At 58.2% G+C, this 13,779-nt stretch carries 14 protein-coding genes; 6 read left to right on the forward strand and 8 right to left on the reverse strand.

The window, feature by feature from the left end; translation table 11 throughout:
• Window positions 1–36: 36 nt before the first annotated feature.
• Window positions 37–699: an NAD(P)-dependent oxidoreductase gene (locus ACP7A2_RS00705; RefSeq protein WP_426132663.1), complete on the reverse strand. Its 663-nt coding sequence runs from the start codon at window positions 697–699 to the stop codon at window positions 37–39.
• A 98-nt stretch (window positions 700–797) separates the two neighbouring features.
• Between ACP7A2_RS00705 and ACP7A2_RS00710 the strand changes: the two genes are divergently transcribed.
• A complete protein-coding gene (locus ACP7A2_RS00710; RefSeq protein ID WP_426132664.1) occupies window positions 798–1,760 on the forward strand; it encodes a LysR family transcriptional regulator in 963 nt (320 codons plus the stop codon).
• A 23-nt stretch (window positions 1,761–1,783) separates the two neighbouring features.
• On the opposite strand, the gene ACP7A2_RS00715 is transcribed toward ACP7A2_RS00710, so the two are convergent.
• Entirely contained in the window at window positions 1,784–2,809 is a 1,026-nt protein-coding gene (locus ACP7A2_RS00715; protein WP_426132665.1) for a membrane dipeptidase, read from the reverse strand.
• A 29-nt stretch (window positions 2,810–2,838) separates the two neighbouring features.
• On the reverse strand, window positions 2,839–3,789 hold the full coding sequence (locus ACP7A2_RS00720) for an ornithine cyclodeaminase family protein (protein WP_426132666.1): 951 nt from the start codon (window positions 3,787–3,789) through the stop codon (window positions 2,839–2,841).
• Window positions 3,790–3,867: 78 nt separating this feature from the next.
• On the opposite strand from ACP7A2_RS00720, the gene ACP7A2_RS00725 reads away from it, so the two are divergent.
• Window positions 3,868–4,608 (forward strand): helix-turn-helix transcriptional regulator, encoded by a 741-nt coding sequence (locus ACP7A2_RS00725; RefSeq protein ID WP_426132667.1) that lies wholly within the window; start codon window positions 3,868–3,870, stop codon window positions 4,606–4,608.
• Window positions 4,609–4,829: 221 nt separating this feature from the next.
• On the opposite strand, the gene ACP7A2_RS00730 is transcribed toward ACP7A2_RS00725, so the two are convergent.
• Complete coding sequence (locus ACP7A2_RS00730) at window positions 4,830–5,297, reverse strand: Lrp/AsnC family transcriptional regulator (protein WP_426132668.1); 468 nt, start codon at window positions 5,295–5,297, stop codon at window positions 4,830–4,832.
• A 207-nt stretch (window positions 5,298–5,504) separates the two neighbouring features.
• Between ACP7A2_RS00730 and ACP7A2_RS00735 the strand changes: the two genes are divergently transcribed.
• Window positions 5,505–6,890, forward strand: a complete 1,386-nt coding sequence (locus tag ACP7A2_RS00735) for a tryptophanase (RefSeq protein ID WP_426132669.1) — start codon at window positions 5,505–5,507, stop codon at window positions 6,888–6,890.
• Window positions 6,891–6,950: 60 nt separating this feature from the next.
• Here ACP7A2_RS00735 and ACP7A2_RS00740 read toward each other — a convergent pair whose 3' ends face one another.
• The gene (locus tag ACP7A2_RS00740; protein ID WP_426132670.1) at window positions 6,951–7,634 is read right to left on the reverse strand and encodes an NAD(P)H-binding protein; all 684 of its coding nucleotides are present in this window, start codon (window positions 7,632–7,634) and stop codon (window positions 6,951–6,953) included.
• Window positions 7,631–8,461 (reverse strand): inositol monophosphatase family protein, encoded by an 831-nt coding sequence (locus ACP7A2_RS00745; protein WP_426132671.1) that lies wholly within the window; start codon window positions 8,459–8,461, stop codon window positions 7,631–7,633. The genes ACP7A2_RS00740 and ACP7A2_RS00745 overlap by 4 nt, the downstream gene beginning before the upstream one ends.
• 72 nt (window positions 8,462–8,533) lie before the next feature.
• Between ACP7A2_RS00745 and ACP7A2_RS00750 the strand changes: the two genes are divergently transcribed.
• From ACP7A2_RS00750 to ACP7A2_RS00760, 3 genes are all read left to right on the forward strand, one after another.
• Window positions 8,534–9,166: a TetR/AcrR family transcriptional regulator gene (locus ACP7A2_RS00750; protein WP_426132672.1), complete on the forward strand. Its 633-nt coding sequence runs from the start codon at window positions 8,534–8,536 to the stop codon at window positions 9,164–9,166.
• Between the two features lie 110 nt (window positions 9,167–9,276).
• Window positions 9,277–10,485: a multidrug effflux MFS transporter gene (locus tag ACP7A2_RS00755; protein WP_426132673.1), complete on the forward strand. Its 1,209-nt coding sequence runs from the start codon at window positions 9,277–9,279 to the stop codon at window positions 10,483–10,485.
• Window positions 10,486–10,664: 179 nt separating this feature from the next.
• Entirely contained in the window at window positions 10,665–11,522 is an 858-nt protein-coding gene (locus tag ACP7A2_RS00760; protein WP_426132674.1) for a glucose 1-dehydrogenase, read from the forward strand.
• A gap of 83 nt (window positions 11,523–11,605) precedes the next feature.
• On the opposite strand, the gene ACP7A2_RS00765 is transcribed toward ACP7A2_RS00760, so the two are convergent.
• The gene (locus tag ACP7A2_RS00765) at window positions 11,606–12,520 is read right to left on the reverse strand and encodes a site-specific integrase (protein ID WP_426132675.1); all 915 of its coding nucleotides are present in this window, start codon (window positions 12,518–12,520) and stop codon (window positions 11,606–11,608) included.
• A 108-nt stretch (window positions 12,521–12,628) separates the two neighbouring features.
• The gene (locus ACP7A2_RS00770) at window positions 12,629–13,447 is read right to left on the reverse strand and encodes a M949_RS01915 family surface polysaccharide biosynthesis protein (protein ID WP_426132676.1); all 819 of its coding nucleotides are present in this window, start codon (window positions 13,445–13,447) and stop codon (window positions 12,629–12,631) included.
• Window positions 13,448–13,779 lie beyond the last annotated feature (332 nt).

The following is a 13,779-nucleotide window of genomic DNA, read 5'->3' on the forward strand; positions in this document are numbered from 1 at the left end:
GCAGCGCATATCGTGACGGATGGCTGGCAACGTCAGTCATGCCCCACTGGCCACCGTGAATCGTGCGCGGACGTGCTGAGGCCGCTCCAACTCATCAACGATAGCTACCGCCAAATCCTGCACGCTGATGCCCGCAGGTTTATCGCCATCCATCAATAATTGCTCGCCACCGACGCGGTATTGACCGCTGCGCTCACCAGGGGTCAGGAACGCGGCCGGGCTGAGGAACGTCCACTCCAATGCGGTATTCGTGCGCAGTTGCGTCAATGCATCCCGAGCGGCTTGCGCCCCAGGTATCACAGCAGGCGGCACGTGATCGAGAAAATCAGGGGTATCGACCAGTTGGACGCCTGGGCTGACATACAAACTGCCGGCCCCTCCAACCACCAACAGGCGCTTGACCCCGCTGTTACTCACCGCCTGCACTATGGCAGCGCTGCCGCGCATAAAGCTCTGGTACAGATCGGGGTCGCTCCAACCGGGGTTAAACGCAGATACAACAGCATCCTGTCCAGTTAACGCCTTGGTCAACGCGGACTCATTGAGCACATCCACTTGAGCCGTCACGACCTTCACGCCATCGGCTGACGCGTCAACGGGCTTGCGGGATAACGCAAGCACCTCATGGTCACGGCTGAGGAGTTCTGCCAATACCGCAGCGCCGACGAAACCTGTGCTACCGATCAAAGCGATTTTCATGGTGTTTCCATCCGTTGAGTAATGGCAACACGTTACTGTCTTAAAGATCCGTTGATAATCTAGACTTGGCTCATAGGATCATGAAGCCAGGATTAAAGATGAACGATTTCAAGCCCTACGCTATTTTCGCCCAAACGGTTGCATCAGGCTCCATGAGCGCCGCCGCACGTCGACTGGGCATCAGCGCCTCTGCCGTCAGTCAAACCATCCGCGCCCTGGAAAATCAGGCGGGGGTGATCCTCATGAATCGCTCGACTCGCAAGCTGACCCTGACCGAAGCGGGCGAGCGCTGCTACCCCCATTGTTTGCGCTTGCTTGAGGCCGCGAGTGCGGCGGCGGATTCGCTTGTCGTGGCGCGCGATGCGCCGGTTGGAGAGCTACGCATCGCAGCACCGGTGGGCTTCGCCGCGCACCTCGCCCCGGCGCTCGCGCCGGTACTGGAACAAGCGCCGCAACTGCGTCTGCGCCTGCTCGTAGACGATGCAATGATTGACCTGATCGAGACCCGTATCGATATTGCCATCCGCGTAGGCAAGATGGCCGATTCCAACTGGATCGCCCGCCCTCTCACCGGGCTTGACGTTGTGATGTGCGCAGCGCCTCAGTATCTGGAGCGTCATGGCCTGCCTCACACACCGGACGACCTGGCCACGCACACCTGGCTCGCTTCAGTCCAGGAGGTGAACAACACCCAGGGTGCAGACCCGCAAACGGAACAGGCGCCGCAATTGGCGCTTGAACTCAGGACGGTTACAGGCGAGGTCGAGGTTGTCCGGGTCAACGTGAGGGTCACCAGCAATAACCAACCTGCCTTGCAGCAACTGTGCGAGCAAGGCATGGGCATCGCACGTCTTGCCTATGCCGATATCCTGCCGGCGCTTACACGCGGAGCCTTGGTCCGCATCATGCCGCAATGGCACTTCGCGCAGCTGCCGGTGACGGTCGTCACCTCCCGGCGCGACGGCGAACCCGCCAAGGTTCGCCTGGCAGTCAAGGCGCTGCAACGTTACTTTGCTGGACTGCCCAGCGTTAAGTCATTTGCCGACTCTGGGGTGGGCTGACAGAGTCGGCGGGCTTGCCGATTTCACTCGCCGCCGGCATCGCGGTCTGCAACAGGCGATGTTGGCCAAGTGGCTTTTGCAATGCGCATAAAGTTTTCACCGAAGACAGCGTCGACATCCGAGGGTGCGTAACCCAAGCGCGTCAATTGTTGAGCAACCTCACTGAGGGTTTCAGGCTGTAGTTGGGTATGTCCGTTCATCTGCCCATAGTGCTCATGCGGCCACCAGTCGTTCTCGTTTTCCCCTTCCGGCAAATCCTTATGCTCTGGGTGCAACTCGGTATCAAGGCCGATGCCAATGTGGCGTGTGCCGATGCGCTCTGCCAGGTAGTCGATCTGTCGAACGTAAGCGTCGACAGAAGCCGATGGATCACCCAGGAATATGCCCAACCCTGTCAGACCTATCACGCCATCCTGCGCGGCACAGGCGGAAATTTGTTCGTCATCGATTGTTCGCGGGTGGTCAAAAATCGCTTTAACGTTAGTGTGAGAAAAAATCGCAGGGCGCTGGGACGTTTCCATAATCTCAAGGCTTGAGGCTTTGCTGGCGTGCGAGCAGTCGATGATAATTCCAGCGGTGTTAATCGCTTGTACTACCTTGCGACCCAGCGCCGTCAAACCGGTGCCTGCGCCATGGCAACCACCCGCCCAACTGTTGTCGCGGTTGTAGGCCAAGAGCATTTGACGAACCCCCAACGTCGCGTACAGCTCGACCATGGCGGGATCCTTTAGCAGCATATTTGAACCTTCAAGGTCGAAGGACACTGCGAGCTTTTGATGCTTGCGCGCACGGTAGATATCGTCAGTGGTGTTCACCAGTAGAAAGTCATCCTGGTGATGGGTCAGCCAGCTTCTGAACCCCGCGAGCATCTGCACTACGGTTTCAAACGGCGTCATGTCCATGCCAACATTGATCGACACATGGTGGAAGCCAGCGGCCCGGTACCTCATCAGGCTGGACATGTCCTGCCCGGGGATCAGCGGCAAGCATGCGTGTGCTTCCCAGCGAATCGAAGGGGCAGTACTGAATTCCGGTCTCTTGATAGTCATCTCTTTACCGCCCCCACTGTTTGCGATCGCTACTGGTTCGCACACGCTGCTATGGCGCATTTGGCAATCTGAGTGTCCTGCACACCCAAGCCCGTAAGGTCCGCAACGGTGATCTGTCTGTCATCCTGCCGCCCAGGGCGGTCACCGCTCAACACGCTACCGACGGCTACAAGCCTTGCCTTGTCGATCAGTCCCACTTTAATCGCCCCTGCGCTCTCACCGTATTGGCTGCATTGCTCGGCGGAGTCGACAACAATCACATCCGCACGCGCCATCAGGTGTATATCCAGCTCTTGTTTGCCAGGGCCATCTGCACCCAAAGCAGTAATGTGCGTGCCAGGACGAACCCAGTCACTCGCAATGATTGCTTCGCGAGACGGTGTGGCGGTGATAATAAGATTGGAATGGGTCGCAACGTCCTGTGCATAGTGGGTCGTGGCAACCTCAAAGCCCAGCGCTTCTGCGAACTCGCGGTACCGCATCAAGCCTTGCGGGTCGCGTCCGTAAACGGTCAGGCGTCGGCAACCGGTGACTGGCATCAGTTGTTCCAACTGCATCCGGGCCTGATCACCGGCTCCAACCATACCAATGCCCGTAACGGTCGAAGGCGCCATCGCTCGGGCCACGATCTGCCCTGCAAGGGCCGTACGCATTGAGGTCAGCCAGCCGCCATCCTGAAGCAAAGCGACGGGTTTCCCCGTCAAGGCCGAAAAGACCAGCGTCAACCCGTCATTGCTCGATAAACCCTTTGCGGGATTGTCGTAGAAGCCTGCCGAAACTCGGACTGAAAACACCTCATCTCCCGAGATCCAGGCCGACTTCACACAACAGTCACCGTTGTTGGCCGTGAACTGAAGGCTTTGAACCGCAGGTATTTGCACCCGGCCTTGAGCATAGGCAATGAATCCTTCTTCGATCAGCGCAGTGGCCTGCTGAATGTTCAAGGATTTCATGATCTGCGCCTGGGTGTAGAGGTTCATCGAAGGCTCCATCGACTGTTCAAAAACCGCCCCTGCGAGCCCCCAGGCTTCTGGTGGTGGCGCTCTGCCGAGAGGGGTATGTTTTGGCGCTACACTCTTCGCGCTTCAGTAGCGGCGAAAATCAACATAACAGAAAAATACACATTGTCTACGGTGTACAATGTGTATTTAACAAGGCAGGCTTTGAGCGTGAATAAACGACTTGATGATTACGTAAGCGTCGCCCAGGCGATTGCCAAGCTCCTGGATCCGCACGCTGAGGTGATTATCCATGACCTTGCCTCGGGAAAGATTGCGCACATATTCAATGTGTTTTCTCAACGACGGGTCGGCGACAGTTCATTGACCGACATCCATGACGGCGCCTCATTTGATGAAGACGTGTCAGGCCCTTATAGAAAGGTGAATTTTGACCGGCGTCAGCTGCGATCAGTCACGGCCGTACTGCGCGATCCTGAAGGAACCCGAATTGGCCTTTTATGCATTAATTTCGACATCACCATCATGAGCGGAATGGCCGAGATGGCAGCCTCATTCCTGGGTCTTGAAACGACAGTTGAAAAACCCGCCGCTCTGTTCGCTACTGATTTTCAAGAGTCAGCGAACTCCATTATGGATGGATATTTAAAGGCTCGTAACGTGACGCTGGCATCGCTGACGTCGGATGAGATGGTTGGTTTGATCGCACAGATGGATAAGGCCGGCGTCTTCGCGCTTCGTAATGCAACAAACTATATTTGCGAACTGCTTTCTCTCTCCAGGGCGACTGTTTACAAGTACTTAAAACGCGCCAGAGCCGCCACGGTTGAAGGTCTTTAGGGGGAGCGCGCGATGAGTACTGTGGCGATCGGGCTTGCCCCGCGTTGGGTTGCGAAGCAGCCCTAAAACCTGCGGCCGAAGAGTGCCTGACTCACCGCATTCTTCCTTTTTGGGGCTGCTTCGCAACCCAACGCGGGGCAAGCCCGCTCGCCACAACTACAACCACAGCCACAACTACAGCCCTCGCCCGCCAGGCATGGCCGGTAGCCGTTTTCACACCTCTACTCTGGAAGTGGCAAGCCGGATCGCGGTTTTATCTCTTCCAGGCAAACAAGTGACTTCACAAAGTTAACCCCCGGTAACGCCACCAGCCGCTCTGTGAGGAAGATGTTGAGCCCCTCCAGATCACGCGCGATGACCTTAAGCACATAGTCGAAGTCCCCAGTAACCGAATGGCACTCGAGCACGTCGGGCATTCGAGCAAGGGTTTGCCGGAACAGTTTGAGATCCCGCATATGGCCCCGCTCCATGCCGATGTGGACGAAAGCCGTTACGTGCAACCCCAACGCGGCGGGTCGAAGGCGCGCCTCGTATCGGGCGATCACTGCGCCCTCATCCAGGCGCTGGTGGCGTCGACTGCACTGTGCCGGAGAAAGACCAATCGCCGCAGCCAAATCGAGGTTTGAAATTCGGCCGTTCTCTTGAAGAAGGCCAAGGATGCGCACGTCCGTCCGATCCAGTTTTATCATGTGAAATATATTCTCTTCTATGAACGGATCCGTACAACATTCCATCAATTGTCTACCAAAAGTCGAGGTAAATGGAGACTCATTTCAAGATTTATAGCGAATAATTCGATCTGTCTTCACGAGAAAAGACTGCCGCATAGCCAATAAACGCATGGCCTTCCTTGTGAAGCTTTCTTCGACTTTTTCGAACTAAAGATTGGAGTTTTCATGAAGCGAATACCCGAACCCTTCCGAATCAAGACCATCGAGCGAATCGCGATGACGACGCGAGAGCATCGCGAGCACGCATTGCTCCAGGCGGGACTCAACCCGTTCTTGCTGCGCAGCGACGACGTGTACATTGACCTGCTCACCGACAGCGGAAGCGGTGCCATGAGCGATCGCCAATGGAGCGCGATGATGGGCGCCGACGAGGCGTATGCCGGCAGCCGCAGCTACTACCGCCTTGTAGAAACCATCACCAACGTGTTTGGTTACCCCTACCTGGTGCCAGCCCACCAAGGACGCGGCGCCGAGCAAATTCTTTACCCCGAACTCGTCAAGCGGCGCGCCGCCAAACAGCCGGTGTTCCTGTCAAATTTCCATTTTGATACTACCAAGGTGCATATCGAGCTGGCCGGCGCGCGCGCCCTCAACGCACTCAACAAAGAAGCCCTCAATACTCGGGAATACCATGACTGGAAGGGCAACTTCGATCTGGCCGAGCTTGCCCGGCTGATCGAAACCGAAGGCGCTTCGAATGTCGTGGCCATCGTCGCCACAGTGACGTGCAACACCACCGGCGGCCAACCTGTCGCGTTGGCGAACCTGCGGGCGGCTTCGCATATGGCTCGTCAGGCCGGCATTCCCGTGGTGATAGACGCGACCCGTTTCGCAGAGAACGCCTGGTTTATCCGGGAACGCGAACCGGAATACGCGCACTGCAGCATCCCCGAAATTGTGCGCGAGATGATGGCCTGCGCCGACATCGCCGTCATGTCGTCCAAGAAGGACGGCCTGGTCAACATAGGCGGCTTCTGTGCGTTTCGTGATGACGAAGATCTATTTCGGGCCGTTCAGGAACGGTGCGTTGTCCACGAAGGCTTCATCACCTACGGAGGCATGGCGGGCCGCGATATGGAGGCATTGGCAGTCGGCCTCGAAGAGGCGATGGATCCGGACTACCTGAACTACCGCGTCGGCCAGGTCGCCTATCTGGGTGAACGTCTTCGCGCAGAGGGCGTGCCCATCCAATACCCGACTGGCGGCCATGCCGTGTTCGTCGATGCGGCCGCCCTGCTGCCGCACATACCTTCTGAGCAATTTCCCGCGCATGCACTGGCCTGCGAGCTTTACATCGAGTCCGGAGTGCGAGCGGTCGAAATCGGCTCGCTGCTCCTGGGCCGCGATCCGCACACGGGCTTGCAAGAGAAAGCGCCCCTTGAGTCGATGCGGCTGACAATCCCGCGAAGGGTCTACACAAACGACCACATGGACTACGTCGCCGATGCACTGGCCGCTGTGGCCAAGCGCGCGCCTGCCATTCGGGGGCTGGAATTCACCTACGAGCCTGAGCTGCTGCGAAACTTCACCGCACGGTTTCGTTGGGCTTGACGCCACCACGCGCTGTCGATCAAAGCGCGTGCAGCGCTTTGATCGATTGAACCGCTAGAGTCAACCGGCGCCCGCGTTTTTCGAGATTGACGCTAGCCACGCCGGTGCCGGGCCGGCTGTGGCAGTAAACACGTCCCACTGAGAGCTCTCCGGGGCTCCGTCAGCGGCAGCGAGAAGCGCCAAAGCCAGCTCAGAGCGAAAAATGCCCAATTTCATATTCAGCCGATGACTGGGCGGCGTGGCCGCCAGCGGTAGTGTGCCTGCTGGCCCGTCTTTAAGCTTGGGCGCACGAATGATGACATAAGGCATCCCGGACGCTTTCAGCGCGTGTTCCCGCTCGATGATGTTTCGCTGCATCCCGCGCTTCAAGGCATTCAGAATCCACCATACCCACGAGGGTTGATCCGCACCGATGACGGACAACAGAACAAATCGCTTGGCTCCCCCCGCCCGCGCCGCGTTTATCGCATTGATGCACCCTTCATACATCACCGCACGAATAGACTCGCGGGACTGTGTCAGACCATGAATGTCGACGGTGAAAAACACCGCGTCGAAGGGGGCTGCGAGTGCCACGTTCATCCCATCACGGTCTGTCACGTCAGCTGCATAGGGCTCTACGCCCGCCCGCTGTTCAGGCGGATGACGGGAAATGGCAAGCACCCTGTCGCCTCTGTCTGCCAGTAACTGGGTGAGATGGCGCCCCGTTCCACTGCTTGCGCCCACCACTGCGTAATGTTTCATGCACTCTGCTCCACGAGCAAATCTTCCGTTTGGCTGAGGCAATCGACCATTGCCGCGTGCACACCCGGCGCGGCAGCCACGAAATCCTTGCTCTCAAGCGTCCATTTTTCGCCTCGGGAATCAGACACACATCCGCCAGCCTCTTTAACCAACAGAGCGCCCGAGGCGAGGCCGGAGCGAACCTGGCTGAACTGCCAGAACCCGTCGATTTTTCCTGATGCGACGTCGAGCAATTCAAGGGTCGAGGGAACAGACATGCGAACGAGCAACGCATTCGCCAGCAGGCCTTCAACAGAGCTGGCCATGCGGGCGTAAGTGGCGGCGTCCTCACCGGGACGAGCCTGACACGTCCCCACGATAGCGGCGTTCAGGTGCCGCTTCGCGGAAGCAACCAGCGCACGCCCATTCAGATAAGCACCGTTGCCTTCAATGGCACTGTAGGTTTCCCCTGCCAGTGGCACGGTGGCAACCGTGAGCAGCGCCGCGCCGTTGCGAATCAGCGTAGCGGTCACTCCCCAGCCCGCCCGCCCGTGGATATGATTAATATTGCCTTCCACCGGGTCGACAATCCACCAATCCCCAGCCGGCAATACGCCCTCGCCTTCTTCATTCTCCACCCAGCGGCTGCCTGGCAATGCGGCCAACAGCGCCTCGCGCAAAGGATGGATGACAGCCGCATCGTTAGCCGCAATGGCAGTTGAAATGCTCTGAATGTCTGCCGGTCGTGCAGACGCTTTAAAACGCGATAACAGTAGGCTGCCGGCTCGCTCAACCGCCGCGACTACGCGTGATTGCAGAACTGTCAAATCATCAATGGACGTTTTCATGTTGATCGCTATTGGGTTTCAAAGACAATAGAATGCGAGCGAATCCTCACATTCACAACTCGCCTTTACACGATGAAAAAACCACCCTTGCAAACACCCTTAACCCCCCGGAAAACGCCGAGGCAGAGCCGTTCCTCAAGTACGGTTGCGACGATTCTGGAAGCCGCAGCTCACATTCTTGAAACGGCAGGCTTTGACGGTTACTCAACAAACGCCATCGCGCAGTACGCTGGCGTGAGCATTGGATCGCTTTACCAATACTTCCCAAACAAAACGGCAATTACGCGGGCCTTGATAGAAAGAGAAATGGGTTTGCTGATTGATGAGCTCGCTTCCCAGGAAGCCGTCACAGAAGGCACGCAGGCCTTGCAAGGGCTGCTCGAGATTGCCGTGCGGCATCAACTGCGACGACCGGTTCTGGCCCGGATGCTGGATGTCGAAGAGGCGAGGCTCCCCATGCAGGAAGACGTGGACAACGCGGCGACAGCCATTTCGAATATTTTTCAAAACGTACTTCGAGACCTTTCACCTGCGCAAACGCCTGATGATCAATTATGCGGCGACCTGCTCGCCATCATCAAAGGCATCGTTGATGCCGCCGGGCAGAGAGGTGAGCGTGATATGCAATGTTTGCTGCGTCGTGTGGAGTACGCGGTGTATGGCTACATCGACCGGTACAGTCACGACCTCCAACGCACATCCTGATACCTCGGTTGGCCGTTCGGTGCAAATGCACAGGCGTTGCAAACGCCTCCTTGTACCTCATCGGCCCACTCTCTAAGCTGGCCGGTCTTTCGTCGTACCCCGGAATTCCCATGTCTCGAACTATCGCCCACCTCGCCTTGCTGCTGGGGTTGATCACCGCCATCGGCCCATTTGCCATCGACAGCTACCTGCCCGCCTTGCCCACGCTCGGCGCCAGCCTGCACGCCTCGCCGGCTGCGGTGCAGATGAGCCTCACGGTGTTTTTCATGATCATCGGCGTGTGCCAACTGTTCTACGGGCCGATCAGTGATGTCTACGGGCGCAAGCCGCCGATCTATGCCGGGCTGGTGATTTTCGCCGTGGCCAGCGTTGGCTGTGCGTTGGCACCGACCATTGAAGTGCTGATTGGCTTTCGCGCCCTGCAAGCGTTTGGCGCGTGTGCCGGGATGGTGATTCCCCGGGCGATTGTTCGTGACCTGTACACCGGCCATGAAGCAGCGCGGTTGATGGCGCTGTTAATGCTGGTGATGAGCGTGTCACCGATCCTCGCGCCCTTGGCTGGCAGCGTGGTGATCTCGATCTGGAGCTGGCGCGAAGTGTTTGCTGCCCTGGCGATTGTGTCAGTGCTGTGCCTGGTCATGACCGTCGTGCAATTGCCGGAAACCCACCCGGCCGAACGCCGTATAGGCAAGACCCTGGGCTCGGCGATCCTCAGTTACGGCGCGCTGTTACGCGACCCGGTGTTCATCGGTTTGGCGGTGGTCAGCGGCTTTGGGCTGGCGACGTTCTTTGTGTTCATTGGCAGCGCACCGTTCGTGTACATCGAGTATTTCGGCCTGACGCCGACGCAATTCAGCCTGTGCTTTGCCCTGAACGCCGCCTCGTTCTTCACCATGAGCCAACTCACGGCGCGGCTGAGCGCGCGGTATGGCCTGGCGCGGGTGATTCGTCTGTCAGTGATCGCCGTTGCAGCCGTGATGGCGACTCTGGCGACCACCACACTGTGGGGCAATCATCTGGCCCTGATGATGACGCTGCTGTTTATCGGCTTCGGGTTTCTCGGCCTGCTGCTGCCTGCTGCCGGCGTGTTGTCCCTTGAGGACCATGGCGCCGTAGCAGGTTCGGCCTCCGCCTTGTTGGGCGCGATCCAGATGATCACCGCCGCCGTGTCCATGACGCTGGTTGGTGTGTTCGCCGACCACACCCCCGCGCCCATGCTGATCGGCATCGCGCTGTGTGCCATCGCCGCAATGCTGGTCACGCTGTGGACGCTGCGCCGTCTGCCGGCGCATCTGGTGAGCGCCCCGCCCGCCTCCTGATCGCTGCCCAATTCTCTGCGGGTGAGCCTCCAGCACCCGCATTGTGTGACGTCAAACACGCGGCTTTTGCACCGGTTTAAAGCCAACCATTCGTCGGGCCTGACGCGCATCCACTACAACTATCGTCGCCGGCGTCATTACTAAACCCATAGCGCTTATCGAAACCTATGGAGATCGAAATGACTGACTACCCTCGCCCGCCCTTCACCCCACAAGCTCAATCCGTGCCCGGTTCGCAGAAGAAAATGGATCCTTATCCGGACTGCGGCGAGCAAAGTTACAAAGGCTCGGGGCGGTTGGAAGGCAAGATCGCGTTGATCACCGGTGCCGACAGCGGCATTGGCCGCGCGGTCGCCATCGCGTTTGCCCGTGAAGGCGCAGATGTGGCCATCGCGTATCTGGACGAGCATGAAGACGCGCGAGAAACCGCGCGCTGGGTCGAAGAAGCGGGTCGCCAGTGCCTGCTGCTGCCTGGTGATATCGCGCAAAAATCTGTCTGCCAGGCGTTGGTGGACAAGACCGTTGAACAATTTGGCCGTATTGATGTGCTGGTCAATAACGCAGCGTTTCAGATGACCCACGAAACGCTTGAAGAGATTGAAGATGAGGAATGGGTCAAGACGTTTGATATCAACATCACGGCGATGTTTCGCCTCTGCAAGGCAGCCTTGCCGCATATGAAGGCGGGCAGTTCGATCATCAACACCAGTTCGATCAATTCCGACATGCCCAAGCCGACGTTGCTGGCGTATGCGGCGACCAAAGGCGCGATTGCCAATTTCACTGGCGGGTTGGCGCAATTGCTGGGCGATAAAGGCATTCGTGTGAACAGCGTCGCGCCGGGCCCGATCTGGACGCCGTTGATTGTGGCGACCATGACGGATGAGGACGTGGAGACTTTTGGCAGCGAGACGCCGCTCGGTCGCCCGGGGCAGCCGGTAGAGGTGGCGCCGATTTATGTGCTGCTGGCGTCGGATGAAGCGAGCTATATCTCTGGGTCGCGGTACGCGGTTACGGGAGGGAAGCCGATTCTTTAACGCCTTTGGGGTCTGTATGGAGAACCAACTGTGGGAGCTGGCTTGCCTGCGATACAGGCACCTCGGTACATCAGCCTCACCCACTACAAATCAAACCGATCCACTGCCCGCCGCCGCTCGTTATCATCCCGCATGTCATAGCTGGCGGTCGTCTGGATATTAGTGTGATGCGCCAACTTCTGCGCAATCGACAAGTCATGTTCCTCGATCACCCGAGTAATAAACGAGCGACGAAAATCATGGGGCATAATCTTCACCCCCACCTGCTCACCTCGCTGGCGCGCGATGTAGTAGATCGCATGTTTGGTGATCCGCTCGCGGGTGATATGGCTCCCCCGGCGAATCCGATTAAACAAAAACGTGTCGTCCTGCTCCCCCTCCTTCAACTGCTCCCGACGAAACGCCAGCCAATCCTGCAACTTGCCGAATGCCCAGGCCGGGGCGTATTTGATCAACTCTTTGTCACCCTTGCCCGTCACACGCAAGCTGCGCTCGTCGAAGTTGACCTGCGCCAGGTCGAGGTTGACCGACTCCGACTTGCGCATCCCCGACCCATACAAAATGCCGATCACCGCCGCATCCCGCAGGCCCTGGGGGCGTGGGTCCGCCGCACAGGCGTCCATCATTTCGCGGATCAGCGTACGCCGCAGATTACGGCCATTGCCCAGGCGCGTGCCGGGCGCAGCCTTGACCGAGCGCATCTTGAGCAAGTGGTCCTGACTGATCAGGCTCAGGCGCCACGCCTCGTTCATCACCCCGCGCACCGCGTTCACATACAGCGAAGAAGTATTCGGCGCATAGCCGTCCTCGCGCAGTGCGGCGACCAGGGCGATCACGTGTTCGGGCTGCAGCATGTGCCAGTCGATGTCTTCGAGGTTGACGTCTTCAAACCCTAGGCGGTCGGCGGCGTCCTGCAGCACGTAGCGCATGGTCAATTGGCTTGAGGGCGCCAGCCGGGTCAAATAAAGGGTCAGAGGGTTGCGGATAGACTCAGTCAAGGTAGATCAGCCTTTGGATTAAATACCTCAAGCAAACCATTGTTTAATCGAGGTATTTAGTGAATTGGCGAGGGCCGAGTCTAGCGCAGGACCGGCCCTGGCACAAAGTCACTGCGCCGAATCGTCGTCCTCGGTCGGTTCCTGCGCCGCAGGCTGGGTCTGGGACTGGCTCCAGTCGCTGTCCTGCTTTTGCATCAGCGCAAACCAGTGTTGGCGCATAAACGGCAGGTAGCTGTCCGGTGCGTCTTCAAAGTCCTTTTCTTCACGATAACAGCCTGGCAGCGGCAGTTCGGTGCCCTGCTCCTTGTACTGGCTGACCAGCGCTTGCTGCGCGGCCACACTGCAGTCCTTGGGCAGTGGCATGCCACGCAAGGCGCCGGCTTCCTCGTCCCACCAACTCGCGCCAATGCGGTCAACACCGCGCAGGCGGTACTTGCGGGACTTGCCAACGTGCATGATCAGCTTGAATTCATTGGGGCTGACGTCGCTGGTGCAGGTGCGCGAATAGCCCACGGTGGCCTGGGTGATGCCATCGCCGGTCAGGTCGGTGACCTTGGTGGCGGCCATGTCAAAACGCAGCGACGCATCGAACTGGCAATGCTGCACATCGTCGTAGAGCATCCACACACGCTTGGGATGATCGCCGCTCAACAGGTACTGGGCCGCGTAGACAAAGGCCGATTGAGTGCCATCATCGTCCCGCTCGCTGACTTGTTCGGCGAGGACCAGCAGGTTTTTACCCTGATGGTCGTCCCAGGTGTACGCCGCGACCTGTTTGCCGCGCACTTCCACACCTTCCGGCACCTGATCAATGCTGGTCAGTGCTACGCCGTCGTCGGCTCGCACCGTCGTGACACACGCCACCGCCATCAACAATCCCATCAAAGCGGGCCGTATCTGGCCGCGTAAAACCTGCACGCTGTTCATCCGAGTACCCTGGCAAGAGATGGCTTACTTTACCGGCACTTGAAGGCCAATGCAGAGAAGATTGTTGAATAAAATAAGCGAGTGATGGCACTCTCGCAAAATCGCCCGGTTTTGGCCCTGTAACGGTGACCGTTGGCCTGCTAGTTACTTAGCTGAACCCTAGCTGTCTACCTGTCAAATAAACGAGTTTTTCATCAGCCTTTCATATTCGTTCAACATTTTTCCGCTTAATCTCTGCCCCAGGACTTGAGAACAAGCCGCGTGTTCTACGACTAACCTGTTGATTACGCTTTACCTTTCACATTTTTGGTCTTTACTGCGATCAACCTTGG

Origin of the sequence: Pseudomonas sp. PWP3-1b2 (assembly GCF_049896045.1) — a bacterium.
Lineage (GTDB): Bacteria > Pseudomonadota > Gammaproteobacteria > Pseudomonadales > Pseudomonadaceae > Aquipseudomonas > Aquipseudomonas antarctica_B.